This is a genomic window from Tabrizicola caldifontis (assembly GCF_004762095.1).
Taxonomy (GTDB): domain Bacteria; phylum Pseudomonadota; class Alphaproteobacteria; order Rhodobacterales; family Rhodobacteraceae; genus Tabrizicola; species Tabrizicola caldifontis.
In genome coordinates this window covers 20,788-47,589 of record NZ_SIJH01000011.1, presented here as the reverse complement: position 1 = coordinate 47,589, position 26,802 = coordinate 20,788, and the positions used below count along the sequence as shown (strand labels likewise).

Sequence of the window (26,802 nt, the reverse complement as noted above, 5' to 3'; positions counted from 1 at the left end):
CGGGAAGGTCAAGGGATCGTGGCACGGGCAAGGGCAGCGCTCACGATCCCGGGATCAAGGGGCATGAGCCGGGGCGCACGGGTCCACAGGATCGCGGTCTCGATCGGTCGGTCGGGATAGACCTGCGCCAGAAGGTGGGCATAGGCGCCCAGCTGACGCAGGATGCCCTCGGGAACCAGGTCGGGGTGATCCGGGATCAGGGCGTTGGACTTGTAGTCGATGACACGCACGCGGTCGGGGGCGACGATCAGGCGGTCGATCGTACCCACGAGACGCGCGCCGTTCCAGTCGCCGGAGACGGCCACTTCGGCCAGAGTGTCGGGTGAAAAGAGGGGGGAAAGATCGGGATGGTCAAGCACCGTCCGGGCCTCGGCCAGAAGCGCCGCGGCAAGGTCGGGGCCGATCAGGCCCGCGGCATGGGCGGGCCAGTCGGCGCGAGGCAGACAAGGCAGGCGTTCCAGCAGAAGATGCAGCGCCGTGCCCCGGCGTTTCGCTTCCTCGCTGTCAAGGGCCGCTTCGCCGGGCAGCGCCTTCGCACCGCCGAGGTCGGAGGGGGACAGGACCGGCGGACCTGCAGGCGCGGGAGGGGCCGGGCGCGCAAGCCAGTCGGGCAGAGTCTGTTCTTCCACCCGGGGCTCTGCCTTCCGCACGGGGAGGGGCCAGTCGCCGAAGGCGTGGCGGCGGATGCCCTCGCCCGCGTCGGTGGCGATCGCGCGTTCGACCCCGTCACGGATCAGGGAATACCAGCTGTCCTCCTGCCTGACCTCGCCCGCGACGGCGGCGACCAGCCAGCAACGCGCGCGGGTCATGGCGACGTAAAGCAGGCGCAGCCGTTCCTCGGCCTCGCGCGCCTTGCGGGCGGAGCGTTCGGCGGCGATCAAGGCCGGGCTTTCCGCCTGTGGCGCCTTCCATACGGCGGGGCCATCGGGCAGGCGGTAAAGTTCGTCCCGTTCTTGCGGCTTGCGGTCCCCGGTGTCCGGCAGGATGACGATTTCGGCCTCCAGCCCCTTGGCGCCGTGGACCGTCATCACCCGGATGCGGTCGCCTTCGCTGTCAAGCTGGCGCTTCACCTCGACATCGTCGGTCTGCATCCAGACGAGAAAACCGGTCAGGCTGGGCACCTCGTTCGCCTCGTAGGCAAGGGCCTGGCCGAGCAGTTCGTCGATACCGTCCTCGGCCTCGGGCCCCAGCCGGTCCAGCAGCTTGCGGCGGCCGTCGTGTCGGTAAAGCACCCTTTCCAGAAGATCGTAGGGCCGCAGGAAATCGGCCTGGTCGCGCAGGTCGTTCAGGAAGGCCAGCGTTGCGTGGTGGGCGGGGTCGTCGCGCAGGGCCTCCCACAGGAAACCCTTGCGGGGGTGGGCAAGACGGAAAAGGTCGGCCTCGGACCAGCCGCAGAGCGGAGAGCGCAGGACAGCGGCCAGCGACAGGTCGTCCTCGGGTGTGTCGAGGAACGCAAGCAGCGCGGCCAGATCCTTGACTGCAAGCTCACCCCCAAGTTTCAGCCGGTCGGCCCCGGCAATGGGCAGGCCCAGCGCCTTGCAGGCTCGGATGATCTCGTGAAACAGCGGCGATCGGCGCTGGACGAGGATCAGGAAGTCACCATAGCGGATCGGGCGCTCTGGCGGCTTGTCGTTGCCTGCCTGCGGAATCTGCTCGCCGCGCTCCACCCGGTCGCGCATCCATTCGGCGATCCTGCGGGCCAGAACGACAACAGGGCTTTCCGGGCTGGGCTGGTCGACGGGATCGTGCCAGTCGCCTTCGGGCTCGGCTCCGGTGGGTTCGACGGGGGGCCAGACATCGACGCGACCAGGCAGGGTTTCATGGAACGCTTTGTGACGCGATTCGCCACCAAGGGCCGCCTGCTGGGCGGGGGTGAAGGTGCGGTCCACCACCTGAAGGATCGCAGGGGAAGAGCGGAAGGAATATTCCAGCGAACGCATGACCAGCGCGTTCCCGCCAGCAAGAAAGTCGGCGAAATGGTCGCGCTTGTGATCGAAGGCGGCGACATCCGCGCCCTGGAAGGAATAGATCGACTGCTTCTTGTCGCCGACAACGAACAGCGTCCGGGGCCGGTTTCCGGCACCTTCCCCGGCGGTCATCTCGGAGGTCAGGGCCTGGATCAGATCCCATTGTTCTGGACTGGTGTCCTGCGCCTCGTCGACGAGCACATGGTCGATGCCCCCGTCCAGACGGTACAGCACCCAGGCGGCAAGCGAGGGGTCTTTCAACAGTCGCCGGGCCCGCCGGATCAGGTCGTCGAAGTCGAGATGGCCGCCGTCGGCCTTGCGCCGGTCGTATTCGGCCAGGAACGGCAGGGCCAAGCCATGGAGTGCGGCGGTTTTCTCGGCGGCAGCAAGGGCGAGGCGCCTTTCCCTGGCAGCCTCGACCCGCAGCATCAGGGCCTCGAGGGCGGGCATCAGGTCGGCAAGGCGGTTGCGTGTGGCCTTGGTGGGAAAGTCGCCGACCTTGGCGGTGAAACGTTTTGCCGGATCCCTGGTGCCATCGCCGAAAAGCAGGACGCCTTCCAGCATCGCCAGAACCTCTGGTCCGGGGCGCGCAAGATCAATGGCGCCGAGCCTTTCGGCGGCCTTCACATCGCTGACGGACCCCGCCGCCAGACCGGAGATGAGGTCGGGCAGCCAGGCGGCCTCATCGCCTGCAAAGACCCCCTGCAAAAGGTCTGGCACGCCAAATCCCGGCGGCAGGCCGAACAGCTTCCAGATCGCGGCGCGGTCAATCTGCGGGTCGAAACTGTCGCGGTAGCGGGCGATCTGTTCGACGAGCGCGGTGAAATCCTCGCCCGTGTGCAGGCGCGTGACCTTGCGCACGGCTTCGGGGGCCAACCGGTCGGCAAGATCCTCGACGATCTGGGCGCGCATCAGTCTGGCCAGCCGGTCGTCCATCTCGGTGAACCCTGGCGGCACCCCGGCCTCGAGCGGGAAGCGGCGCAGAAGGCTGGCGCAGAAGCTGTGGATCGTCTGGATGCGCAAGCCGCCCGGTGTCTCGATCGCGCGGGCGAACAGCTGCCGGGCGCGCGCCAGGCGGGGCGCGTCAAGCTCGGTCTCGCCCAGATCCAGCAGCGCGCGGCGCAGATCTTCGTCGGGCTTCATCGCCCATTCGCCAAGACGCTTGAACAGGCGGTTCTGCATCTCGCTTGCTGCGGCCTTGGTGTAGGTAAGGCAGAGGATATGCTGCGGCTCTACCCCGCCCAGCAGAAGCCGCGCCACCCGGTCGGTGAGAACACGGGTCTTGCCCGACCCCGCATTTGCCGAAAGCCAGGTGTTCCGCGCGGGATGGGCGGCGTCGATCTGGGCAAGGCCGGCCGGGGTGATCGTCATGCCAGATCCTCGCCCCTCGGGATGGCGGTCATGTCCCATTCGCCGAACCGCGAAAGGTGATCATAGTCAGAGGTGTAGCTGGTGCTGTGTGGCGCACGGCGGGCGGTGTAGCCCGTGCCTTGCCGGGCATAGCGGGATACCAGCGTGCGGAATTCCTCCCAGACCCGGTCGATCTCGCCCGGCCCCGGCACGGTGACGACTTCTTTCAGGTCGCCCTTCACGCCGACATAGGTCAGCCGCGCGACCTCGGCCGGATCAAGGCCGGGAAATCCCCCTCGTTCGGCCATGGCCGCAGCGAGAAGCAGCTGCTTGTCATAGGCCTTCTGCTGTTTTTCCGTGGGCGGCGTGCCGGTCTTGTAGTCGATCAGGTGCAGCCGGCCGTCGGGCAGGCGGTCGATGCGGTCGGGCTTGCCGGTGAGGGTGAAATCCAGATCCTCGATCGTGACGGCGCCCTTCTGCTCGGTCAGCACGGGGGTGCCGCCGGTATTGGCCGAAAAGCGCAGGAAGGCGTCCGCCGCGCGGTCGATCCGCGCCAGCCAGACGCTGCGGGCCAGCGGCCAGGCGACATGGGCCTCAAGCGTGTGCGCGGCAATCCGCAGCAGCGTTTCGCGGTCACGGCCGCCCTCGCGGACGAATTTTTCAAGGATCTCGTGCAGCACGATGCCGCGCAGGCGGGGGTCGGGCTCGGGGCGCAGCGGATCAAGCGGGCGCAGGCGCAGGACGTGGCGGGCATAGATGGCGTAAGGGTCGCGCACCAGCGTGCCGATTTCAGTCAGCGACAGGCGTTTCGGGCGCGCCTCAACCGGGGGGCGGGGTGAGGGGCGTGGGGCAGGTTCGGCCAGCGCCGGCGGCCTGTCGAAGGCTGCGGCAAGCGCCAGCCAGTCATGGCCGCGCTGGCGCATGGCTTTCAGCGCCTGCGGTCCCTGCCGGTCGGGCAACCCCTCCATCAGGTTCACCAGCCGGTTCAACCAGCGCGACGGGACGGTTTCCGCCTCGGCCCCGCGGAGGCTGCGCGACAGGACGACGCGCGGCGCGGCAATGGCCTGCTGATAGTCATGCGCGGCAAGGCCGATCTGGCGTTCGGGCAGAAGAAGGCCCGCTGCCTTGCGCATCGCCCGGTTCAGCCAGGGGTCAGGCGCGGCCTGCGCGGGCCAGACCCCGTCATTCAGCCCGCCCAGCACGACCAGATCCGCCCCCTGCACACGCGCCTCCAGCGTGCCGCGGATCATGATCGAGGGGTTGACGGTTTCTGCCTCGCGCACCTCGCCCGAAAGGACGGTGCGCAGAAGGTTGGCATAATCACCCGGCGTGACTGCGCCGCCCGCCCCGGCCTCGGCGGCAAGGTCGGCCATGGCAGACCGGGCGGCTTCGCCGGCCTCTTTCTCCCATAGCGCACCGCTGCCGCTTTCGCCAAAGCCGCGGGCAAGGCGTTCGGTGACGCTCAGGTGGCGGGCGACAAGTTCGGGCAGCGGCGTGGTGCCGGTGTCTTCGTGGCCGCACAGGGTTTCGCCCAGGATCGCGGCCCATTCGACGGCACGGCCGATGCCCGAGGCGGCAGCCCAGGCGGCCAGACTTTCGGCCGTGGGGAAGGCCGGACCGTTACGCCGGGCGTGAAGTTCGTATTCCCGCGTCAGGATCAGATGCCCGCCGCGTCCGGGGCCGGAAAAGACAAGGGGATGCTTCAGGATGGCAAGCGCCGCGTCAATGGTCAGGCGCTGGCCGAACAGCCCCGCCACCTGCCGCAACAGGCGGCCCGGTGCCGACAGGGCCAGCGGGCGGCCGGCGGAATCGTCGGGACGCAGCCCCCAGCGGTCAAGCGCCGCCGTCACCCGGCGGGTCAGGTTGCGGTCGGGGCAGACCAGTGCCGCGGTGGTGCCTGCCTCCGCCGCCTGGCGCAGCACGAGCGCAATCGCCAGCGCCTCGGCCCTTTCCGAGGGGGCCTCGATCAGGGTCATATCCCTTGTGGCAGGGATCAGGTCGGGCAGCGCCTGCCCTTCCGTCAGCCACTGGTCAGTGACCGGTGCGGGGCGAAGCGAGAGAGAAATCAGCCGGTTGCGATCCGGGGCGGGGGCCTGCGCGGTTGTCCAGGGGCGCACGTCGCGGGGGGCGATGCCCAGCGCCTCCATCAGGCGGCGAAACCGGTATTGCGGGTGATCCTCGGCGGTCAGGGCGTCGTCCATGCCGTGCCAGACGGAATCGGGCAGATCGAAGTCGAAGCCCGGCAGCACGACCGCGCCACCCGGCAACCTTGCGATGGCCTGCATCAGAAGCGCCGTCGTCCCGCGCGAGCCGGTCGAGCCGGCAAGCATCACCGGGTGGCCGGGCGGAGAGACCTGCCAGCCTTCGGCCAATGCCTCGACGGCCCGGCGCTGACGGGCCTCGGCATCCATCACCTCGCCTGACATCGCCTCGGCAACGATGCCCAGAAACACCTGCATGCGCGCCCAGTGGGCCGAATGGTTGCCAACGTCCAGCGCGGCGATCCGGTCGCGGGAAACGGCTTCTTCCTGCATCTCGGCCATGAGACGGGCAAGACTGTCGGCCAGATCGTAAAGCCCGGCGCGGGGGAAGTGGGTGCTGCCGGTCTGAAGCAGCCCCTCGAGGAGGCGCGCAAGATGCAGGCGGCGGCGCAGGGACGGCACGACGGGGGCAAGGGGCTCGCGGGCCAGCGCCTCGGGAACTTCGGTGACCAGCAGAAGCCGCGGCAGAAGGCGGGCGCCGGTCGCGGCAAAGCAGTCGGCGACCCGGCGGCGCATGCGGGCGGTGTTCAGGATCAGGGTCAGGCGGGCCAGCGTCTCGGGCGGCTGGCCTGCATGGCGCGCGAGGATTCCGGCGACAAGCTCGGTCGGAAAATCCACTCCGGGCGGCAAGGCGTAAAGGGCCGGCTCAGTCATGGGCGGCATCGTGCAGAAGGGCTTCCGCCGCGGCAATTCCTGCCGGATGGCCCACGTCGCACCACGTGCCGCGATGCACGATCCCGAAGGCGCGGCCGCGGGCGATCAGGTCATCCCAGGCCCGGTTCAGGGAAAATACCTGTTCCTCGATCCGGTCCAGGCAATCTGGGTTCAGGACATGCGCGCCGATATAGACGTGATCCTCGCCCCCTGCCCCGCGCGAGATGCGGCCATCTGGGTCCAGCGCGAAATCACCCTTCGTCCCATGGGCAAGGGTCTGCTCTGCCGGCAGGAGGAGCAGGAGAGCATCCATGGCTGTGCCGTCCCAGGCCGCGGCCAGCTGGTCCAGCGGGTTGTTGCCGGTCCAGATGCCGTCACTGTTCAGAACCGCCACCGGGCCGGGGCCAAGCAGCGGCAGCGCCGCCTTGAGCCCGCCGCCCGTTTCCAGGATCGGTCCCGGCTCATGGCTGATCATGACCCCCCGGCCCGCCAGATGCGCGGCCATCTGGTCGGCGCGGTAGTGCGTGTTCACCACGATGCGGTCGGCGCCCGCGCCCCGCGCGGTTTCCAGCGCATGGTCGATCAGCGCCCGGCCCGCGACCGGGATCAGCGGCTTCGGCCGGTCGGCGGTCAGCGCGCCCATCCGCGTGCCGAAGCCCGCGGCGAAGATCATCAGCGGGAAGGGAAAGCGGCGCATTGCGATTCGATCCGGGACAGGATTTCGGGGCTGGGAGCGGGCAGCACAGCCTGACAGACGGCGCGCAGATCGGCCAGAACGGGGTGGGTGAGGTTCCCTTGCAGCTGATCCCAGACACGGGGGATCAGGCGCAGGTAGCCGGGTTTTCCTGCGTGGACGCACAGGCGGGCGAATACCCCCAGAATGCGCAGGGCCCGCTGGGCACCAAGGACGGCATAGTGGGCAGCGAAGCCTTCGGGATCAGCGCCGACAGCCTCTGCGAAACGGGCGACCAGGGCGGCTTCGGTCGCAGGCGACACATCGCGGCGGGCATCCTGCAACAGGGATACAAGGTCATATCCCGGCTGGCCCATCTGGCCAAGCTGGAAGTCCAGCAACCCCACTCGCGCCAATTCGTCCCGCCAGGGCAGCCAAAGCAGGTTTCCGGCATGGAAATCGCGCAGGATCAGCACGCGGGGGCCATCGGCATGGGCTTCCAGCGCGGCCTGCAGCGCGGCACGGAACGCGGCGGGGTCTGGCTTCGCCCCTGTCGCGGCAAAGGCATAATGGTCCAGCGCGAAGCAGGCGGCTTCGGCCCAGTCGGCCGCAGTCAGGTTCGGCAGCCCGGGGGGCGCGGGCGCGCGCTGCAGGTGAAGAAGAACGTCCACCGCCTGCGTGTAAAGCGCCAGTTCGCGGGCAGGGTCGGCGTCAAGTAGCCGGGCGTAGAGGTCGTCGCCCAGATCTTCAAGCAGAAGGAACCCATGCACCAGATCCGCAGCCAGAATCGCGGGGGCCGAAAGACCGAGGCTGCGCAGATGGCGGGCCATGGCGACAAAGGCACCCGGGTCGTCGGCCCCGCCGGGCGGGTTGTCCATCAGGACAGCCGTCGCCGCACCCAGCCGAAGCCGTTCGTAGCGCCGGTCAGAGGCGTCGCCGGCCAGATGCTGTCTGAGGGCCTTGCCCCAGCCGGCGCTCTCGAGAAAGACCACGGCCCGGGCCGCGCGGTCAGCCATGGGCCAACGCCCCGATCAGCCCGGCACGTCCGCCCGTCAGCACGGCCTGCCGCCCATCGCCCTTCTGTGATAGCCGGATATGCAGGGCATCGGGCGGAAGGTGACCGCCCAGCCGGTCGGGCCATTCCACCAGGCAGATCGCGCGGATGAAGGCCTCGTCCAGGCCCAGTTCCCAGACCTCGTCGGGATGGGTCAGGCGGTAGAGGTCGGCGTGCCAGATCTCGACGTCGGCCTCATAGACCTGGACCAGGGTGAAGGTTGGCGAGGGCACCTCTTCCTCGCGCCCGAGCCGCGCCCGGATGAAGGCGCGCGCAAGATGGCTTTTGCCCGCACCGATCGGGCCTTCCAGAAGGATGCAGTCGCCCGCCCGCGCCAAACGCGCCAGCCGACCGCCCAGCGCGGCGGTGGCGGCTTCGTTCGGAAGATCAAGCGTAAGGGAGGGGGCCGGTGCATCGGTCATGGGGCGCGAGTCTACCCGCCGCCCCGGCTGCCGCAAGCCCCCGCAGCGCCGCGTCAGGCCGACAGCAGGCTGCGGATGTCGTCGCGAACCGGCACCACGGCTTCGCCTGCCCGCGCGCGGAAGGTGATCAGCGTGGCCCCACCCGGCAACGAGCGGAGCCGACAGGTGACCAGCCGCCCGTCCAGAAGTCTTACCTCGCCTTCCCAGGGGGCACGGTCGCCCAAGGCCGCGACAAAGGCGATGGCATCGTCCCACAGAAGCGTCGGCGCCGAATGGTTGCGCCACCAGGCCGACAGAGTGCCGATCCCGGCATCGGACAGCATGACCGCGGGATCGTGGTTCCAAAGCCGGGTATAGGCAAGGTTCGACATCAGCAGTTGCCCACCCTGCGAAAAGACCGCGACTGCATCTTCCACCGCGTCGATGACCGACTGGCCCAGTTCCAGATCCGCCCGATAGCGCCGGGTGCGCAGCATTTCGCTCGAGATGTCCTCGAACATGAAGGCAAGCGCGCCGTTCGGATGCGGCCGTCCGATCACCCGATAGGTCTGGCCGCCCGGCAGGTTCCACGTTTCCTCGAAATGGCCGGCCGAAGCCTCCTCCTCGACCCGCATCACCTGGCGTCGCCAGCTGCGATAGTCCCTGGGCTCGGGTATCATCGCCTTGGCGCGCATCGCGTCCAGCACGGCCGACAACGTGGGACGCGAAATCAGGAATTCGGGTGAAAGCGCGGTCAGGTCGGCCAGCGCCGGGTTGAACAGTTGCAGGATGCGCGAACGGTCGAAGATTGCCAGACCGATGGGCAGGTCGGCGAAGGTCTTGGTCAGGGTCTGCATGAACTCGCGCAGCGCGGTCTCCGCCTCGACCGCCGCATCGGCGGCGAGGGCATAGTGCAGCACCTCCTCGCCCGCCGGGACGCGGAACAGGTCGAACCATTCCAGCCCGCTGCGCGCCTGCAGGCTGATCCGGGGCGTGCGGCCGCCAGAGGGTTCGGTCGTCTGGAACAATCTGGGCAAGGGCCAGCTCAGATCCTGCCCGTCGGGCAGAAGTTCAGTCGCGCGGATCAGATAGGCATGATTGGCCCAGACCACCTGCCCACGGGCATCCTCTTTCCACATCACGACGGGTGATCGGGCCAGAATGACACGCTGGGCCAGAACCTCGTGCTGAAGGGCGGCCAGCACCGCGCCGTCACCCGGACCGGGCTGCCCGTCGCCGGCGGCCTGGATCATCGTCAGTCTGGTCAGGCCCCGCAGGTATTCGCCTTTCAGAACCAGGGGCGGCTGCACGTCGCCGGACGAGGCGATCACGATCAACCCGGCCCGGGGCAGCGTGTCAAGCGCCTGCGACAGGCCGGGAAAAAGCGGACCAAGCGTGCCAATCAGCCGCGACAGGGCGCCACCGTCCTCTCCCTCCGGCAGGATCGATCGGGCTGCGGGCGTGGCATCCAGAAGCCGGTCACCATCGAACAGGAATGCGGCCGCAGGCCCCTGGGCGGAAAAGATGCTGCTGGTCGGACAGGGTCTGCGCATCTGCCAGGCGGCCATCAGGGCAAGGCTGGCCAGCGCGACCAGCGTCGCGGTCAGCACCATGGCGACGGCGGCAAGCAGATCCTCGGTCACGACAGCCTTCATCCTTAACGCTCGGGTAAGCCTAATGGCAGAAACCTTAACCGAGCGTTAAGCAGACCGGGCGCTATTCGATCCGCCGGTTCTCGCCCAGGGCGGCGCCTTCGGGCGCGGCGAGGTCCTCCATGGCCCAGACGGCCTCGACCACGGCGCCGCAGCGTTCGGGTCGGTCCTCGGGCGGAAGAAAGGGGGCGGTCGCATTGGCGAAGGTCAGTTCGGCGCCAGAGCGTTCCAGAAGCGTCTTGGCGATGAAAAGGCCCAGGCCCATGCCGTCATAGCCCGGTCGGCGCGCGCTTTCCCGGTCCGAGCGGCGGAAGCGCACGAAGGGATCGCCGATCCGGCCGATGACGTTGGGGGGAAAGCCCTCGCCGTCGTCGATGATCCGCACGGTCACCGTCCGGTCCGTCCATTCGCCTTCGATCCAGACGGTGGTGCGGGCAAAGTCCACCGCGTTCTGCACAAGGTTTCGCAAACCGTGGATGATCTCGGGCCGGCGAAGGATGGTGGGCTGGCGCTCGGGCGCGCCTTCCGTCGGGGCAAAGCTGAATTCGACCCGCTTGCCTCGCGACATGTGGGGTTCGGCCGCCTCGCGCAGGGCGGCCGACAAGGGGGCCTGGCGCAGGTGCAGGTCATCCTTTCCCGCCCGGCCCATGTCGCGCAGGATGTCCCGGCAGCGATCGGCCTGATCGCGGATCAGTCGGGCGTCCTCCTGCAGGTCGGGGCGGTCGGCAAGTTCCTGCATCAGTTCGGCGCTGACCAGCTTGATGGTGGCAAGCGGCGTGCCCAGCTCATGCGCTGCCGCCGCCACCACGCCACCAAGATCGGTCAGCTTCTGTTCCCGTGCCAGCGCCATCTGGGTGGCTAGCAGCGCCTGTGACATCGACCGCATCTCGGTGGCAACCCGGCGCGAATAGAGGCCGAGGAACAGGATGCCGATCACGATGGACAGCCAGAATCCAAATTCGAAGATCCGCGGGATCACCAGTTCGCGCCCGTCGGCAAAGCGCAGGGGAATGTTCCAGAAGGCCGCGACAGTGATCAGAAGGATCGCTGCCATCCCCAGCAGAACCGTCGATTGCAGCCGCAGCGCGCTGGCCGAAATGGTGACCGGCGCCAGCACCAGAAGCGCGAAGGGGTTCGTCAGCCCTCCGGTGACGAAGATCAGGAAGGCCAGCTGCGCCAGGTCGAAAAGCAGGGTGAAGAAAGCTTCGGCCTCGTTCAGCCGCTTGTTTTCCGGGAACAGCGTGATCGCAAAAAGGTTGGCGATGATCGAGGCGCCGACAGCCAGATAGCACAGACCCAGCGGCAGCTGCAGGCCATACCAGCGGTCGGCCACGATGATTGCGGCCAGCTGGCCGACGATCGCCATCCAGCGCAGCAGGATCAGAGTGCGCAGCCGGACCCAGTTGCCCTGCATCTCGCGTTCGGGAAGAGGGATGCCCGCCGTAACCATGCTGTGACCAGTTGTCCCCGTGGGCGCCTTTGCCATTGTTAAGGCGGTCCGCTTCTGGGATCAATGCGCCCGGATCGGACCCCTGACCGTCGGAGACCCCCATGACCAGACTTTACGCCGGACTGGCCGCCGCCGCCTTGGCCGCGCTGATCGGCGGAACCGCAGCCTATGTCTTCCTGAACCGCACCGATGATGCCTTTGCCCAGTGCCGCCAGGGCAATGTCGCCGGGGGGGATATCGGCGGTCCGTTCACCCTGGTCAACACGAAGGGCGAGACTGTGACGGACGCGGACGTGCTGACAAAGCCCAGCCTGGTCTATTTCGGCTATACCTTCTGCCCTGACGTCTGCCCGTTCGACATGGCGCGCAATGTCGAGGCGGTCGATATTCTGGCCGAGAAGGGTTACGACGTGACCCCGGTCTTCATCTCGATCGACCCCGAACGGGATACGCCCCAGGCCCTGGCCGACTATGAATTCAACATGCATCCGAAGCTGGTGGCCCTGACCGGCAGCCCGGAACAGGTGAAGGCGGCCTCGCAGGCCTACAAGACCTTCTATCGCCGCCAACCCTCTGAGGAAGGCGACGAGTTCTACCTGATCGACCATTCGACCTTCACCTATCTGATGCTGCCCGGCGTCGGATTTGTGGATTTCTTCCGCCGCGACATTACATCCGGGCAAATGGCGGAAAGCGTTGCTTGTTTTCTCGAGGCGGGCAAAGCTGGCAGCTGACCGCCGCGCAGCTGGGGAATGACGCATGGCAAACGATCTGGGCGCTGACCTTGGGGCCGACCGGTCCCTGCTTCTGGTCGATGACGACGAACCCTTCGTGAAGCGCCTCGCCAAGGCGATGGAAAAGCGCGGCTTCCAGCCGGATACCGCGCAAAGCGTGGCGGAAGGCCGGGCAAAGGCGCAGACGAATCCGCCGGCCTATGCGGTCGTGGACCTGCGGCTTGAGGACGGAAATGGCCTTGACGTGATCGAGACGCTGCGCGAACGGCGGCCGGATTGCCGCATCGTGGTATTGACCGGCTATGGCGCGATTGCGACCGCCGTGGCGGCGGTAAAGATCGGCGCGATCGATTATCTGTCAAAGCCCGCCGATGCCGACGACGTGACCAATGCGCTTCTGGCAAAGGGCGAAACCCTGCCACAGCCGCCGGAAAACCCGATGTCGGCTGATCGGGTGCGTTGGGAACACATTCAGCGGGTTTATGAAATGTGCGACCGCAATGTCAGCGAAACCGCACGTCGCCTTTCGATGCACCGCCGCACGCTTCAGCGGATTCTGGCGAAACGCAGTCCGAAATGATGCGGAATTGTTGCCCCTTTTGAATTGGGCGCCTATGAAGCGGCATCCAGTTTGAAAGGGGGGGGTAGAAAATTGGAAATCGATCTGAACAATCTTTCGCTGAAGGAACTGAAAGATCTGCAATCACAAGTGGCAAAGGCCATTGCCACCTATGATGAGCGCCGCAGGCACGAAGTGCTTGTCGAATTGGACGCAATTGCAAAGGCGCGGGGTTTTTCGCTGGCGGAACTGACCGGCATTTCGGCGGGGCGGAAGCGGTCGCTCTCGTTGGCGAAATATGCCAACCCGGCGAACAGTGCCGACACCTGGTCGGGCCGTGGCAGGAAACCGCGCTGGTTCAGCGAGGCGCTGGCCAGGGGGATGAAGCCGGAAGACATGGCGATCTGAACTCGGGGGCGGGCAGGTCCGTCCGGCGGGGGGTTCAGACCTGTGATTTCAGCCATCCCAGAAACGCCCGGGCGGCCGCGCGCTGCTGGCCGGGCAGGTTCACGATGAAATAGGCCGGCAGGGTTTCGGCGCGTTCATGGACCAGCCGAAGACGGCCCTCGGCCACGTCTGCCTCGACCAGTGCCAGGCTTTCCACCACCAGACCCAGCCCCTGCCGTGCCGCCGCGATGGCAAGGTCGTCGCTGTCGATGTCGGTGCGGCTGAGCGTTGCGGGATCAAGCCCCAGGCTGCGCAGGTAGCTGTCCTGTTCCGGCCAGTTCGGGCTGAGCACCCAGTCCATCCTGCGCAGGTCTTCGATCGTCAGGTCACGTTCGCCGGTCAGGGCGGGTGCCCCAGCAATCACCAGCCGGGCCGGGGCAAGCCAGGTCGCCTCGACCCCCGGCCAATCGCCGTTGCCATAGCGGATGGCCAGGTCCATCCGTTCGCGCCGCAGGTCCATCACGCGGGCATCAGGATGCAGCGACAGGCCGATATCGGGGTGGCGGTCCCAGAAACCCTTGAGCCGCGGCATCAGCCATTGCGCGGCGAAGCTGGCCGTCAGCGTCACCCGCACGGGGCGGTCCGCCTCGCCCGCCCGCAGCGCCTCGACCCCACGGATCATGGCGGCGAAGCCCTCGCCCAATGCCTCGGCCAGCTTCTCGCCATCGGCGGTCAGGCCGACCCCGCGCCCTTCGCGATGCACGAGCGGGCGGGCCAGATGATCCTCCAGCGCGCGAACCTGCTGGGCAACGGCGGCATGAGTGACATTCAGCACCCGCGCCGCCTGGGAAAAGCTGCGCAACTCCGCAGTCGCGGCGAAGGCACGCAGCGCGGTCAGCGGCGGAAGGGAGCGCCAGTCGGTTGGCATATGTTAGAATAACTCATATATTCATAGCGTTTCTGAATCGTATCATGGCCCTTTTCATGGCAAAAGGGGCCATTCACCAAACCGATGGAGAAAGAAAATGTTGAACATCTTTGCCGAAGCCCTGATGATCGCCGCGCGGATGGCACCCCTTGATCGGCCGACGCGTCACAGCAGCCGCAGCCAGCGCGACGTGCCGGGTTCAGACGTTCTCTGCCGCAGCGGCAAGCGGCAACCGCAGGCACGGTGACGGCGGAAGGCCGTCAGCCGCAATCGGCCAGTAGCCGCGCCACCCGCGATACATAGTCCGCCCGCACCTCGGCGGGCGGACGCAGCCTGATTTCGAGCCGGTTAACCACCTGCGGCGCGGGGCGGCCAAAAAGCCGGTCAGCCTCGGCCTCCTGAAAGCCGGCGATCCGAACCGCCTCGAGCCAGGCGCTGATCCTGTCCGCCGCCTTGATCGCCTTCTTGATTGGCGAGGGCAGGACAGCAGGCAGACCGAAGCGCAGATGGATCGCCGCGGACAGCCGGCGGTCAAGCTCTTCATAGCCGGGGCCGACAGCGGCCTTTACCGGGCTGATCATGTCGCCGATCACGTATTCCGGCGCGTCGTGCAGCACCGCCGCAAGCTTCCAGCGCGGTGCGATTCCGGCGTTCATCCGGCTGAAGATGGTCTCGACCAGCAGCGAATGTTCCGCCACCGAATAGGGCCAGTCGCCCCGCGTCTGCCCGTTCCAGCGCGCGACGAAGGCAAGGCCATGAGCGATGTCCTCGATCTCGATATCGACCGGGGTCGGGTCCAGCAGGTCGAGCCTGCGCCCTGAAAGCATCCTTTGCCACGCCCGCGGCTGTTTCGCCTTCACTGCCTGCCCCTTTGTTGTCTGTCCGGCCGTTCGATGCTATCTGCCCCGCAACCACAGGATCAAGGAGCGCCCGCATGGCTGCGGATTACATCGTCAAGGACATCTCGCTGGCCGATTTCGGCCGCAAAGAACTGACCATTGCCGAAACAGAGATGCCGGGCCTGATGGCCTGCCGCGAGGAATTCGGGGCGTCACAACCGCTGAAGGGTGCGAAGATCGCCGGCTCGCTGCACATGACGATCCAGACGGGCGTGCTGATCGAGACGCTGAAGGCGCTGGGCGCCGATGTGCGCTGGGCCTCGTGCAACATCTTCTCGACCCAGGACCATGCGGCGGCGGCCATCGCGGCCACCGGCACGCCGGTCTTCGCGATCAAGGGCGAAAGCCTTGAACAATACTGGGATTACACCGACCGCATCTTCCAGTTCGGCGGCGAAGGCGGCACGGCGAACATGATCCTCGACGATGGCGGGGATGCGACGCTCTATGTCCTTCTCGGCGCGCGGGTGGAGGCCGGCGAGACCGACCTGATCGCGGTGCCGACCAGCGACGAGGAAGTGTGCCTCTTCAACCAGATCCGCAAGCGGATGGCCGCCACCCCCGGCTGGTTCACGAAACAGCGCGCCGCGATCAGGGGTGTGTCCGAGGAAACCACCACCGGCGTCCACCGCCTGTACGAGCTGCACCGCAAGGGCCTGCTGCCCTTCCCGGCGATCAACGTCAACGACAGCGTGACGAAGTCGAAGTTCGACAACAAGTATGGCTGCCGCGAAAGCCTGGTCGACGGCATCCGCCGTGCGACCGACACGATGATCGCCGGCAAGGTCGCCGTCGTCTGCGGCTATGGCGACGTGGGCAAGGGCTCGGCGGCGTCCCTGCGCGGTGCGGGCGCGCGGGTGAAGGTGACCGAGGTCGATCCGATCTGCGCGCTGCAGGCGGCGATGGACGGCTATGAAGTCACCCTGCTGGAAGATGCGGTCGCAACCGCCGACATCTTCATCACCACCACCGGCAACAAGGACGTGATCCGCATCGAGCACATGCGCGAGATGAAGGACATGGCCATCGTCGGCAACATCGGCCATTTCGACAACGAGATCCAGGTCGCCGCCTTGCGGAACCACAAGTGGACCAACATCAAGGACCAGGTGGACATGATCGAGATGCCCTCGGGCAACCGGATCATCCTTCTGTCCGAAGGCCGCCTGCTCAACCTGGGCAATGCTACCGGACATCCGTCCTTCGTGATGTCTGCCAGCTTCACCAACCAGGTCCTCGCTCAGATCGAGCTGTGGACCAAGGGGCAGGACTATGCGCCGGGCGTCTATATCTTGCCCAAGGCGCTGGACGAGAAGGTGGCCCGCCTGCACCTGAAGAAGATCGGCGTCAAGCTGACCGAGCTGCGCCCCGATCAGGCCGCATATATCGGCGTGAAGGTCGAAGGCCCGTTCAAGCCTGATCACTACCGCTATTGACGCTGGCCGGGCCGGATTGGAGACAGGACGTCCTGTTGACGACCTGTCTCCAATCCGGCCCACAGTGCAGCGAAATCTTGTGGCTGAAGAAGGCCGCAGCCAACCGCGGAACCGGAAACCGGTGCAACCGGCCGGCAGCGAGGGCCGCGACATTTTCCGTTGCCGTTTGGTCTTGATCCCGTAAGCTTGCCCTTGTCCTGCCAGGACGGGACCTGTGAGGGAACGAGGGAGAGAGATGGGAAAGCGCGACGAACTTATTGCCAGGTATGCCGATGACCTGAAGACCAAGTGCAAGGTCACCCCGGACATGGCGCTTCTGACCAAGGTCACCATCGGCTGCGGCCCGGCGATCTACGACAACGACGCCCAGACCGTTGCCGCCTCGGACCCGGCAGAACTGGAGAGGATCAAGACCAACTTCCTGATCAGGAAGCTGGGGCTGAAGGACGGCCCAGAGCTGATGGAAGGAATCAATGCCGCGATCGACACCTACGGCAAGTCGGAACGCAACAAGTATCGCGCGGTATTCTACTATCTTCTGGTGAAGCACTTCGGCAAGGAAGCCGCCTACGCATGATCGCCGGCGCCTGCCGGGCGGTGACCCGCGCCAATCAGGTGCGGGCCTTTGGCTGACCGTTGCCGCCCGTCAGACCGGCGATCGCACACCCAGCATCTGTGCAAGCCGCATCATCACGGCACGGTCGCTCTCGGTCCAGTCTGCGACGCGGCTGGCCCAGAGCACGGCCTCGCTGGAATGGATCAGCCCGTCCGACAGGATGCGCAGATGGTTCGCGCGCAGCGTCTCGCCGGAACTGGTGATGTCGGCGATCGCCTCGGCGGTGCCGTTTTTCACCGTGCCCTCGGTCGCGCCCTGGCTGTCGACCAGCTGATAGTCGGCAACACCCTGGGCGGTCAGGAAGTCGCGCACCAGCCGGTGATACTTGGTGGCGATCCGCAGGCGATGGCCATGCACCTTGCGGAAGGCCGCTGCCGCCGCATCCAGGTCATCCACCGTCTCCACATCGATCCAGACGTTGGGCACCGCGATGATCAGGTCGGCCTGGCCGAAACCAAGCCGCGCCAGCTCCACCACTTCCACCGCCCCGGTGCCCAGTTCCTCGCAGACCAGATCGGACCCCGTGACCCCCAGATGGATCCGCCCCGCCGCCAGTTCCCTGGGGATTTCCCCGGCCGACAGCAGAACCGGGGCAACCCCATCGATCCCCTCGACCACGCCGGAATATTCCCGGTCGGCACCGGATCGCCGCATGGCGACGCCGCGCACACCGAACCAGTCGAAGGTGTCCTGCATCAGCCGCCCCTTTGACGGCACCCCGATACGGATCATGCCACCACCCCCTTCAGCCGGGCGACAAGGCCGGGCCGGATCACGCCGCCGACAGCCGGGATGAAGGCCCCCGCGCCCAACACCGCCGTCAGCGCGTCATAGCGGCCGCCGCTGGCGACCGGGGGCATTCCGTCCGCCAGAAAGCTGAACACGAAACCGTCGTAATATTCCAGCGCGGTGCGGCCATGGCTGGCCTCGAAGGCCAGGGTCTCGACATCCACGCCCTTCGCCGCCAGCGCCTCTAGCCGGGCGGCGAAGCGGTCCACCGCCGGGGCGATGGCAGGCAGCATTGGCGTGATGCCGCGCAGATGGGTCAGTGCAGCTGCGGCCGGGGCTTCCAGCGTCAGCAGGTCATAAAGCAGTGCCGCCTCGGTCGCCTTGATCGGCGGGGTTTCGGCATCGGCGACCAGGGCCTCGGCCCGGGCGACGATTTCCTCGGGCGTGCGCAGGCCGATGAAGGTGCCCGCCTCCTCGATCAGCGCCATGGGCGAGCCGGCCTTCAGCCGCTGCAGCAGGCGCAGCCGGCCCGGTGGAACCGGTGCCCGACCGGCGAAGCGGTCAAGCAGGGCGCGAAAGCGCACCGGACGCCAGATATGCCGCAGCAGCGCGGCCTTGCGGCGATCGGTCGTCTGAAGCCCCCGGACGGCAGCCATCAGAATGCCGATGTCGCCAGTGACGGGACGCAGGTTCAGACCGGCCAGCAGGTCGCGGAACAGCGCGAAGACCTCGGCATCCGCCGCCTCGGGCGCGGCGCGGTCGAAGACCTCATAGCCGACCTGAAGATATTCGCTGGCCCGGCCGGAGCCGCGTGCCTGCTTGCGGAACACTTCGCCCAGGTACGCATAGCGTGCGGGTTCCGCCCCGTGGGCCATATGCGCCTGCACCACCGGCACGGTGAAATCGGGGCGCAGCATCATCTCGCCGCGCACGGGATCGTCGGTCACATAGGCGCGGGCGCGGATGTCCTCGCCGTAAAGGTCCAGGAGGGTGCCGGCCGGTTGCAGGATGTCGGTTTCGACCGGAACGGCACCGGCCTGCAGGAAGGCAGCAAGCAGGCGTTCGCCCTCGGCACGGATGGCGGCTTTGGGGGTCATGGCCCGGCTCCCCTTGCCAAGAGCTGGCGCCCCCCCACCCTTGCCCTCACCCACAAGGGGAGAGGGAAGCCCCGCAATGCCCGGCCCTGCAAGGGACGGCGGCATGCATGCCTATCCCCTCTCCCCCTGCGGGAAGGGACCAGGCGACAGGCTGATGAACGGGGCAAGGAACGGACTGCGATCATTGCCCCAGCATCCGCCTGACCGCTGCCACCAGGTCGCCACGCGGCACTTCGACCTGCGCGGGGCGGTCCTTCCATTCCTCCAGCGTGGCACTTTCGGCAATCTTCGCGCCCAGGATCAGATCCTTGAGGATCACCGTGCCCGCAGCCGCCTCGTTGCCGCCCTGGATCACGGCCACGGGCGAGGCGCGCTTGTCGGCATATTTCAACTGATTTCCGAAGTTCTTCGGGTTGCCCAGATAGACCTCGGCCCGGATGCCTGCCTGCCGCAACTCGCCCACCATCGTCATGTAGTCGGCCATCCGCTCGCGGTCCATCACCGTTACCACGACCGGCCCGGCGGTCTCGCCCCCGATGCGCCCCTTGGCCCGCAGCGCGGCAAGAAGGCGGTCAACCCCGATCGAAACGCCCGTTGCCGGCACGTCCTGCCCGGTGAAGCGTTTCACCAGCCCGTCGTATCGCCCGCCCCCCGCGACCGAGCCGAAGTTCCGCGGCCTGCCCTTTTCGTCGGTGATCTGGAAGGTAAGTTCCGCCTCGTAGACCGGGCCGGTATAGTAGCCCAGGCCACGCACGACGCCGGGGTCGATCATGATGCGGTCCGGGCCGTAGCCCTGCGCCGAAAGCAATGCTGCGATGGCCTCCAGCTCTGAAATCCCCTCGGCGCCGACGGTCGAGGTTCCCACCAGTTCGCGCAGCCGGGCCAGCGTCTCTGTCCCGCTGTCACGGCGGGCCGTGGTAAAACCCATCACCACCTCGGCCTGCGCCACGCTCAGGCCGGCGCCTTTGGTGAAATCGCCGCTTTCGTCCTTGCGCCCCTCGCCCAGAAGCGCCCGAACCCCCTCGGGCCCCAGACGGTCGATCTTGTCGATGGCGCGCAGCACGATGCCGCGTTCATGGGCGAATTTCTCGGGGTCGGCAGGATCCAGCACGCCTGCGACCTCCATCACCCCGTTCAGAACCTTGCGGTTGTTGACCTTCACCACATAGTCACCGCGTGGAATGCCCACGACCTCCAGCGCGTCGGCCAGCATCGCGCAGATCTCGGCATCCGCTGCGACCGAACCCGACCCCACAGTATCTGCATCGCACTGGTAGAACTGCCGGAACCGCCCCGGTCCCGGCTTTTCGTTCCTCCACACCGGCCCCATTGCATAGCGGCGGTAAGGGCTGGGCAACTCGTTGCGATATTGCGCGGCAACCCGCGCCAAGGGCGCGGTCAGGTCATAGCGCAACGCAAGCCAGTCATTGTCTTCCTCCTGCCAGGCAAAGACACCCTCGTTCGGGCGGTCCACGTCGGGCAGGAACTTGCCCAGTGCCTCAACCGTCTCGACGGCGCTGGTCTCCAGCGGGTCAAAGCCGTAGCGGTGATAGACCCCGGCAATGGCATCCAGCATCGACTTGCGTTCGGTCACTTCCGCACCGAAATAGTCGCGGAAACCCTTCGGCGGCTCGGCACGCGGGCGGCGGACTTTTTCACTGGCCATGGGGGCGGACCCTTCGCTTTTCACCGGACCCCGTGTATCGAATGGGGCAAGGGGCGGCAAGCGCCCCGGAAGGACGCCCATGGACCGGATCGACACCCTTGAGGAACGCATCAGTCACCTGATCCGCGCGGTAGAGGATCTGTCGGACGTGGTGGCCCGCCAGACTGTGGAGATTGACCGGCTGACCCGGCTGACCCGCCTGCTGGCCGAACGCGAGGCAGAGCGTGAGGCAGGCCTTGACGCGCCCCCCGCAAACCAGAAGCCCCCGCACTGGTGATGCGCTCCCTGATCGGCAGTGACCCGGCAGCCCTGGCGGTCACGCTTGCCCTTGGCACGGTGGGCGGGGTCGTCGCCCAGGCGCTGCACCTGCCGCTGGGCCATCTGCTTGGCTCGCTTGCCGTGACGGGTTTTCTGGCTGTCTCCGGCCTCCGGCCACTGGGGCAAAGCGTCACCATGCCGGCCCCGCTGCGGATGTGCTTCGTGCCGGTGATCGGCGTCGCCATCGGGGGCGCCTTCACGCCCGAGGTGGTCGGGCAGGCGCCCGGCTGGTGGCCCTCGCTGGTGGCGCTGTGCCTGTTCGTGCCCCTGGCCCATGCGCTGGCCTTTGCGATCTACCGCAAGGGCGGCATCGACCGGCAGACGGCCTTCTACGGGGCGGCGCCGGGGGGGCTGATGGAAACCGTCCAGCTTGGCGAGGAAGCGGGGGCGGATGTGGCCCTGCTGACGGTGCTGCAATTCCTGCGGCTGATCGGGACGATCATTGCCGTGCCATTGATCTTCTGGGGGATGACGGGGCATGCGGTCGGCTCGGCCTCGGGCGTGCAGATGGTGGGGTCAGGGGCGGCGCTGGGGCTGCTCGACGTGGCGATCCTGACGGGCGCGGGGCTGCTTGGCGTCGGTGTCGGACGGGTGCTGCGGCTGCCGGGCCGGATCATCACCGGCCCGATCCTTCTGTCTTCGGCCGCGCACGCCCTGGGCTGGGTCGAGGGTGTGCCGCCGGGCTGGCTGATCGCAGTCACGCAGATCGTCGTCGGCACAGGCCTTGGCGCGCGTTTCGCCGGGGCCCCCGTGGCGGTGCTGCGCCGGGGGGCAGTGCTGGCGGCGGTGAACGGGCTGGCGGCGCTGGGCATTGCGCTGGGCTTTGCCCTTGTGCTGCATGCGCTGGTGGACGAGCCGGTGGCCGCAGTGTTCCTGGCCTTTGCCCCGGGCGGCCTGGCAGAAATGAGCCTGATCGCGCTGAGCCTGAACATGAGCGTGATCTACGTCACCGCACACCATGTTGCCCGGATTGTTCTTGCCGTTGCCCTGGCAGGTGCGGGACGCAGGCTTTTGCCCTGACAGGGCCGCGGGATCCGACAGGCCCGCAGCAACGGCAGTCGGCTCATGCGCCGACGAGGGATGTCACGGCAAGAAAGATGACCGCGGCCGCCATGGCCATCCCGACCGGCACATGCCGCTGGGCACGGGCGCTTTCCCAGCCGAGCCTCTGGAAGAACGGCACGCGCTGAACCGCAAGCGCGCCAAGACTGACGGCGCCAAGCGCCAGGGCAAAGACCTGCATGAAGCCCACGACGTCCTGCGCGGGGACGAACAGCATGATGACCGGCATCATCTTTGCGTCTCCTCCCCCGATCACACCCAGGGCGAAGAGGGCGAAGCACAGGGCAAAGGTGATGCCAGCCGCCAGAAGCCTGGGAGAAAGCTCTGGCCAGGCCAGCATGAAGGGGGCCGTGACGGCAAACAGCCCAAGCGCGACCAGCACATGCGTGTTCGGAATGCGCAGATGGCGCAGGTCGGAAATCGCGCTGGCGGCAACGATCAGGGCAAGCGCGGACAGAAGCAGCCCTTCGGCAGTCATCAGGCCAACCTGGCCAGCGAGGCCGGTGCGCCGCGTGTCGGGGCGGACGACGTCAGTCGATAGATCAGCTCGCCCAGGTTGGAGCAGTTCGTCTTGGCGTAAAGGCTGCTCAGGTGGGAGCGCAAGGTCGATTCGCGGATGTGCAGTTCCGTCTGCACCTGTTCGATCGACAGGCCACGGCTTAGAAGCAGCGACACCCGGTATTCGGCGCGGCTTAGCCTGGCCGGATTCTCGGCGCTGAGGATCGGCGCCAGATCCCGGCTGGAAGCCTTGGAAGGTGGTCGCAGGATCGCCTCGGTGAACAGGCCCTGGGCCCGCTTTTGCCAGGTTGTGGCCAGGACAGGCGCAAGACTGTTCAGGATAAGTTGCTGATGGTTGCGCAACCGGTCCCGGAAATGGAATTCGACGGTATCGACGAAGCGCGACTGCAATTCCAAGGGGATGACGGCAAGTTCCCGCAGGTGACGTGCAGTATGGAACTCTTCCAGGTCAGAGGTCGTTCCCGTCTCGACCATCGAGCGGAACCACAGACTGCCTGGCCGGGATGCCTCGAAATACGGGCCCATCAGCGCGCGTGCAAAACCCCTGTCCACGGGACTGGCGTTTCCATCCTCGATTGCACGATCCCAGGCCAGGCTGCGCAGCGAAGCGCCGCCATCGCGGGCATAGCGGACCATGGCCACGATCTCGGCGCCAAGTCCCTTTCCCAGGGTTTCAAGGCTTTTCAACAGCGGATCACGACCATGCAGGCATTCGCACCACTGTGCAACGGCGCCGATCAGGCCAACCTCTGCAACCAGACGCAGATCGGACTGGTCTTCGCTTTCGGTCCGCTGCAACAACGACATGGGCATCACCTGGAACTTCACTGGTCAATGGCCCAGATGATGAACCATCCATGGCCATCTGCAAGAAGTTTGGACGGGTGTTCCTGTTCGGCAAGTCTGTTTCAATTTGCGGTTGCCGCGTCTGCGGGATTGTGTGTCGGAACGATACCAATGGCCCGTGGTGCGATTTCCGACTTGCGTACCCTGGCGCCGGAAATGGCATCAGAACTGGCGCAGATAGCGAATCACCACGGGTCCGATGGTCATCATGATCAGGGCCGGCAGCATCAGGGATGCCATCACGGCCGACATCTTCACCGGCAGCTTGTTGGCCATTTCCTGGGCGCGCAGTTCGCGGGTCTGACGCAGTTCGTCGGCATAGGTTGTCATCGCCTGAGACATGCTTGTGCCGAACCTGATCGACTGCTGAACGACATTGGCGAAGGAACGGATCGATTCCAGTCCCACACGGTCGGCCATGTCGCGCATGGCCGCATCGCGCGGGCGGCCGGCCTGCACCTGATACTGAACCGTCAGGAATTCCTGCGATATCTCTGGTGACACGCGCTTGAGTTCGTTGGCGACCCGGGTCATCGCCGCGTCAAAGCCAAGCCCGGCCTCGATCGAGACCTGGATCAGGTCCAGCGCATTCGGGAAACCCTCTTCGATCCGCAGCTTGCGTGCCTTGACCCGCGATTCCAGCCAGTAGGTGGGCACGAAATAGCCGATGGCCAGCAGGACCGAGAGAATCTGATACACCCGCAACGTGCTGAAGCCGACCAGAGTCTGGGTCAGCCCCGCCGGAAGGATCGTGTCCGACATCCGGGCAAGATAGAGCAGGGCAAGGAATGTCACAGGCAGGCCCATCGCAAGGCCGACACGGACCAGAGTGTAGATCTGTATGGCATCCGGCCGTGTAAGCCCGGCCTGCATCAGCTTGCGCTGCAGAGAGCTGCGCTTTTCCTTTTCGGAAGGCACGAACGCCTTCATCAGCGTGCCCGGTCCCCGTTCCGCCGGCAGCAGGAACATCCGATCCCGGCGCTGCTGCTGTCGAGTGCGGGAAATCGCCGCGATCCTTGCCACCGCCGGGTCAGGCCGACGCAGCGCAGTCACCAGGCCGATGGCCAGAAGAAGCACCCCGAACCCCACGCCGATCGCCAGCAGGGCTTCGGGCTGCAGGCCCAGCCGCAGGGCAACCTGTTCCAGATATTGCAGCATGGCGGCCTCCGGTTCAGACGTGGAAATTGACCAGTTTGCGCAGGATCAGCGCATTCGCGATCGTCAGTACGATGATGGCGGTCGCCATGGGCGCAAACAGTGGGTCGTCATAGACGCCGGCGTAGTAGTTCGGCGACGAGATCGAGGTGAACACGAACATCAGGATCGGCAGCACCGAAAGAAACGCCGCCGAGGCCCGCCCCTCGGCCGAGATGGCGCGCACCTTCCTGCGCATCATGATGCGCGACCGCACGACCTTCGACAGCAGTTCGACCACGTGGGCCAGGTCGCTGCCGGTGCCGTGCTGTATGCCGATGCTGGCGGAAAGGTAGTAGACATCCTCGATATCCACCCGTTCGGCAAAGTCCTGAAAGGCATCCGGCAGGGTATCGCCGTAGTTCACCTGATCGAAGATGATGCCGAATTCGCTGCCGATCGGGTCCGGCATCTCCTGCGCGACGGTGCCGATGGAGATGTCCAGCGGATGCCCGACGCGCAGGCCCCGGGCCATCAGTTCCAGCGCGTCGGAAAGCTGCATGATCAGGGCCTGCTTCTTCCGCTCGACCCGCAGCCGCAGGATGCTGACCGGCACGCCAAAGCCGAGAACAAGGGCCAGGGCGGCCGCCGCCGGCACTGGCACCGGCGTCAGAAGCATGGGCAGGAAGCTGCCCAGGGCCAGCACAAGGCAAAGCGCCAGGAAGCTGCTGACCGAAAGGGAAAGGTCGGCGCGCCGCAACAGCACCGCAAGCTTGCCGAGGATCGGAATTCGCCCGCCGACCTCGTCGGCAGAGGGCGGTTTCAGCAGTGCCAGCCGTTCTTCGATCGAACGACCCTCGCGGATCATGCGCAGCCGGCGCGAGCGGACCTCTTCCGTTGTCTCGCGCCGGCTGAGAAAGGCGGTAAGCGACGTGAAGGCAACAAGCACGCCCACGGCAACACCGCAGTAGATCAGAAAGATCTGTGTCTGTTCGGAAAAGAAGTCCTGCACCGCTCAGCCCCTTCCCAGCTGGAAATCGGCCGGATCGAAATGCGCGCCGGCACTGATCAGGGCGTCGGCGCAGTGGGGCCGAATGCCGGTCGGGACGAATTCGCCCAGGACATGGCCATCTTCGCCGACCCCGAGCCGGCGGAACACGAAGATGTCCTGCATGGTGATGACCGAACCCTCCAGACCGGTGATCTCGCTGATGCTGATCAGGCGGCGGCTGCCGTCGGAAAGCCGCGCCGCCTGGACGACGATATGGATCCCCGAGGCGATCTGTGCGCGGATGGCCGACAGGGGCAGGTCCAGACCGATCATCGTGACCATCTGCTCGATCCGCCCCAGTGCATCGCGCGCCGAGTTCGCATGCACCGTCGTCATCGACCCGTCATGCCCGGTGTTCATCGCCTGAAGCATGTCGAAGGCCTCGGCCCCGCGCACCTCGCCGACGATGATCCGGTCAGGGCGCATCCGCAGCGCGTTCCGCACGAGGTCGCGCTGAATGACGGCACCCTGCCCGTTCGGGTTCGGCGGACGGGTTTCCAGCCGGACGACATGGGTCTGCTGCAACTGCAATTCCGCCGCGTCCTCGATCGTCACGATCCTGGACCTGTCGTCGATGGCTGCAGAAATGGCGTTCAGAAGCGTGGTCTTGCCGGATCCGGTGCCGCCGGAGATCAGGATGTTCATCCGGGCCTGGACCAGCGCCTGAAGGAAGCGCATCGCAGGTTCGGTCAGCGTCCCGATCTCGACCAGGCGACGCAGGGTCAGCGGTTTGCGCGAGAACTTGCGGATCGACAGGCTGGGGCCGTCGATGGCGCAGGGCCGGATGATCGCATTGACCCGGCTTCCGTCCTCGAGCCGCGCATCGACCCAGGGGCTTGCCTCATCGACCCGGCGACCGACGCGCGAGACGATCTTTTCGATGATCCGCATCAGGTGCCGTTCATCCCGGAACCGCGCCCGCGCCCGTTCCAGCACACCGTTGCGTTCGACATAGACGTTGCTGTGCCCGTTCACCAGAATGTCATTGACCGTGGGATCGGCCATCAGCGGTTCCAGCGGTCCCAGACCCAGCACTTCATCCATCAGCTCATTGACAAGCTTGCGGAAGTCCTCGGCCTTCAATGGCCTGCCCATGTCGCGCAGCTCTTCGGTGACAAGGGCCGACACTTCACGGCGCAGCTCGTCAGGTTCGACCTTGTCGATGGCGGCGAGGTTCAGCCTTTCAAGCAGCACCTCGTGCAGGCGGCTTTTCAGTTCCAGCGCCTCAAGCAGCTCCCGGTCTTCGGGCACGATGACAGCCGGCACCATAGGGCGTGGTGGTTCGGCCCCGATGAAGGGCACCACCTTGTCGGCCTTGCTGCCACGACGGGACAGATCGACGAAATCCTTGAACATGGT

At 66.5% G+C, this 26,802-nt stretch carries 25 protein-coding genes; 8 read left to right on the top strand and 17 right to left on the bottom strand.

The window, feature by feature from the left end; all coding sequences use genetic code 11:
• Window positions 1–8: 8 nt before the first annotated feature.
• The 7 genes from addA to regB all read right to left on the bottom strand — a co-directional run bounded on the left by addA (window position 9) and on the right by regB (window position 11,462).
• Window positions 9–3,338 carry a double-strand break repair helicase AddA gene (addA, locus tag EYB42_RS10550; RefSeq protein WP_135450076.1) on the bottom strand — a complete coding sequence of 1,110 codons (3,330 nt, stop codon included), beginning with the start codon at window positions 3,336–3,338 and terminating at the stop codon, window positions 9–11.
• The gene (addB, locus tag EYB42_RS10545) at window positions 3,335–6,232 is read right to left on the bottom strand and encodes a double-strand break repair protein AddB (RefSeq protein WP_240784098.1); all 2,898 of its coding nucleotides are present in this window, start codon (window positions 6,230–6,232) and stop codon (window positions 3,335–3,337) included. The genes addA and addB overlap by 4 nt, the downstream gene beginning before the upstream one ends.
• Window positions 6,225–6,929: a nucleotidyltransferase family protein gene (locus EYB42_RS10540; protein WP_135450074.1), complete on the bottom strand. Its 705-nt coding sequence runs from the start codon at window positions 6,927–6,929 to the stop codon at window positions 6,225–6,227. The genes addB and EYB42_RS10540 overlap by 8 nt, the downstream gene beginning before the upstream one ends.
• A complete protein-coding gene (locus EYB42_RS10535; protein WP_135450073.1) occupies window positions 6,905–7,921 on the bottom strand; it encodes an aminoglycoside phosphotransferase family protein in 1,017 nt (338 codons plus the stop codon). The genes EYB42_RS10540 and EYB42_RS10535 overlap by 25 nt, the downstream gene beginning before the upstream one ends.
• The gene (gene tsaE / locus EYB42_RS10530; protein WP_135450072.1) at window positions 7,914–8,381 is read right to left on the bottom strand and encodes a tRNA (adenosine(37)-N6)-threonylcarbamoyltransferase complex ATPase subunit type 1 TsaE; all 468 of its coding nucleotides are present in this window, start codon (window positions 8,379–8,381) and stop codon (window positions 7,914–7,916) included. The genes EYB42_RS10535 and tsaE overlap by 8 nt, the downstream gene beginning before the upstream one ends.
• 53 nt (window positions 8,382–8,434) lie before the next feature.
• A complete protein-coding gene (locus EYB42_RS10525; RefSeq protein ID WP_240784096.1) occupies window positions 8,435–10,003 on the bottom strand; it encodes a PAS-domain containing protein in 1,569 nt (522 codons plus the stop codon).
• Between the two features lie 73 nt (window positions 10,004–10,076).
• Entirely contained in the window at window positions 10,077–11,462 is a 1,386-nt protein-coding gene (gene regB, locus EYB42_RS10520; RefSeq protein ID WP_135450070.1) for a sensor histidine kinase RegB, read from the bottom strand.
• Between the two features lie 101 nt (window positions 11,463–11,563).
• On the opposite strand from regB, the gene EYB42_RS10515 reads away from it, so the two are divergent.
• The 3 genes from EYB42_RS10515 (at window position 11,564) to EYB42_RS10505 (ending at window position 13,163) form a co-directional block, all read left to right on the top strand.
• Window positions 11,564–12,196: an SCO family protein gene (locus EYB42_RS10515; RefSeq protein WP_135450069.1), complete on the top strand. Its 633-nt coding sequence runs from the start codon at window positions 11,564–11,566 to the stop codon at window positions 12,194–12,196.
• A gap of 25 nt (window positions 12,197–12,221) precedes the next feature.
• Window positions 12,222–12,776 (top strand): ActR/PrrA/RegA family redox response regulator transcription factor, encoded by a 555-nt coding sequence (locus tag EYB42_RS10510; protein WP_135450068.1) that lies wholly within the window; start codon window positions 12,222–12,224, stop codon window positions 12,774–12,776.
• Between the two features lie 72 nt (window positions 12,777–12,848).
• Window positions 12,849–13,163 carry an H-NS histone family protein gene (locus EYB42_RS10505; RefSeq protein ID WP_135450067.1) on the top strand — a complete coding sequence of 105 codons (315 nt, stop codon included), beginning with the start codon at window positions 12,849–12,851 and terminating at the stop codon, window positions 13,161–13,163.
• A 34-nt stretch (window positions 13,164–13,197) separates the two neighbouring features.
• On the opposite strand, the gene EYB42_RS10500 is transcribed toward EYB42_RS10505, so the two are convergent.
• Window positions 13,198–14,070 (bottom strand): LysR family transcriptional regulator, encoded by an 873-nt coding sequence (locus tag EYB42_RS10500; RefSeq protein WP_135450066.1) that lies wholly within the window; start codon window positions 14,068–14,070, stop codon window positions 13,198–13,200.
• 97 nt (window positions 14,071–14,167) lie between these two features.
• On the opposite strand from EYB42_RS10500, the gene EYB42_RS17355 reads away from it, so the two are divergent.
• Window positions 14,168–14,317, top strand: a complete 150-nt coding sequence (locus EYB42_RS17355) for a hypothetical protein (RefSeq protein WP_167850991.1) — start codon at window positions 14,168–14,170, stop codon at window positions 14,315–14,317.
• A gap of 13 nt (window positions 14,318–14,330) precedes the next feature.
• On the opposite strand, the gene EYB42_RS10495 is transcribed toward EYB42_RS17355, so the two are convergent.
• On the bottom strand, window positions 14,331–14,897 hold the full coding sequence (locus EYB42_RS10495) for an HD domain-containing protein (RefSeq protein WP_205909977.1): 567 nt from the start codon (window positions 14,895–14,897) through the stop codon (window positions 14,331–14,333).
• Window positions 14,898–15,004: 107 nt separating this feature from the next.
• Between EYB42_RS10495 and ahcY the strand changes: the two genes are divergently transcribed.
• Window positions 15,005–16,405: an adenosylhomocysteinase gene (gene ahcY, locus EYB42_RS10490; RefSeq protein ID WP_135450064.1), complete on the top strand. Its 1,401-nt coding sequence runs from the start codon at window positions 15,005–15,007 to the stop codon at window positions 16,403–16,405.
• A 235-nt stretch (window positions 16,406–16,640) separates the two neighbouring features.
• Window positions 16,641–16,982: a DUF2853 family protein gene (locus EYB42_RS10485; protein ID WP_135450063.1), complete on the top strand. Its 342-nt coding sequence runs from the start codon at window positions 16,641–16,643 to the stop codon at window positions 16,980–16,982.
• Between the two features lie 69 nt (window positions 16,983–17,051).
• On the opposite strand, the gene hisG is transcribed toward EYB42_RS10485, so the two are convergent.
• The 3 genes from hisG to hisS form a co-directional block, all read right to left on the bottom strand.
• On the bottom strand, window positions 17,052–17,753 hold the full coding sequence (hisG, locus tag EYB42_RS10480) for an ATP phosphoribosyltransferase (protein ID WP_135450062.1): 702 nt from the start codon (window positions 17,751–17,753) through the stop codon (window positions 17,052–17,054).
• Complete coding sequence (locus EYB42_RS10475; protein ID WP_135450061.1) at window positions 17,750–18,847, bottom strand: ATP phosphoribosyltransferase regulatory subunit; 1,098 nt, start codon at window positions 18,845–18,847, stop codon at window positions 17,750–17,752. The genes hisG and EYB42_RS10475 overlap by 4 nt, the downstream gene beginning before the upstream one ends.
• Window positions 18,848–19,028: 181 nt before the next feature.
• Window positions 19,029–20,513 carry a histidine--tRNA ligase gene (hisS, locus tag EYB42_RS10470; protein ID WP_135450060.1) on the bottom strand — a complete coding sequence of 495 codons (1,485 nt, stop codon included), beginning with the start codon at window positions 20,511–20,513 and terminating at the stop codon, window positions 19,029–19,031.
• A gap of 79 nt (window positions 20,514–20,592) precedes the next feature.
• Between hisS and EYB42_RS10465 the strand changes: the two genes are divergently transcribed.
• Window positions 20,593–20,790: a SlyX family protein gene (locus tag EYB42_RS10465; RefSeq protein WP_135450059.1), complete on the top strand. Its 198-nt coding sequence runs from the start codon at window positions 20,593–20,595 to the stop codon at window positions 20,788–20,790.
• A complete protein-coding gene (locus EYB42_RS10460) occupies window positions 20,790–21,851 on the top strand; it encodes an AbrB family transcriptional regulator (RefSeq protein ID WP_240784108.1) in 1,062 nt (353 codons plus the stop codon). The genes EYB42_RS10465 and EYB42_RS10460 overlap by 1 nt, the downstream gene beginning before the upstream one ends.
• Window positions 21,852–21,894: 43 nt before the next feature.
• Here EYB42_RS10460 and EYB42_RS10455 read toward each other — a convergent pair whose 3' ends face one another.
• The 5 genes from EYB42_RS10455 to EYB42_RS10435 form a co-directional block, all read right to left on the bottom strand.
• Window positions 21,895–22,371, bottom strand: a complete 477-nt coding sequence (locus EYB42_RS10455) for an A24 family peptidase (RefSeq protein WP_135450057.1) — start codon at window positions 22,369–22,371, stop codon at window positions 21,895–21,897.
• Window positions 22,371–23,219 carry a helix-turn-helix transcriptional regulator gene (locus EYB42_RS10450; protein WP_135450056.1) on the bottom strand — a complete coding sequence of 283 codons (849 nt, stop codon included), beginning with the start codon at window positions 23,217–23,219 and terminating at the stop codon, window positions 22,371–22,373. The genes EYB42_RS10455 and EYB42_RS10450 overlap by 1 nt, the downstream gene beginning before the upstream one ends.
• 201 nt (window positions 23,220–23,420) lie before the next feature.
• Window positions 23,421–24,416, bottom strand: a complete 996-nt coding sequence (locus EYB42_RS10445) for a type II secretion system F family protein (RefSeq protein WP_135450055.1) — start codon at window positions 24,414–24,416, stop codon at window positions 23,421–23,423.
• Between the two features lie 13 nt (window positions 24,417–24,429).
• Window positions 24,430–25,404, bottom strand: a complete 975-nt coding sequence (locus EYB42_RS10440; RefSeq protein WP_135450054.1) for a type II secretion system F family protein — start codon at window positions 25,402–25,404, stop codon at window positions 24,430–24,432.
• Window positions 25,405–25,407: 3 nt separating this feature from the next.
• A complete protein-coding gene (locus EYB42_RS10435; protein WP_135450053.1) occupies window positions 25,408–26,799 on the bottom strand; it encodes a CpaF family protein in 1,392 nt (463 codons plus the stop codon).
• Window positions 26,800–26,802: the final 3 nt, after the last annotated feature.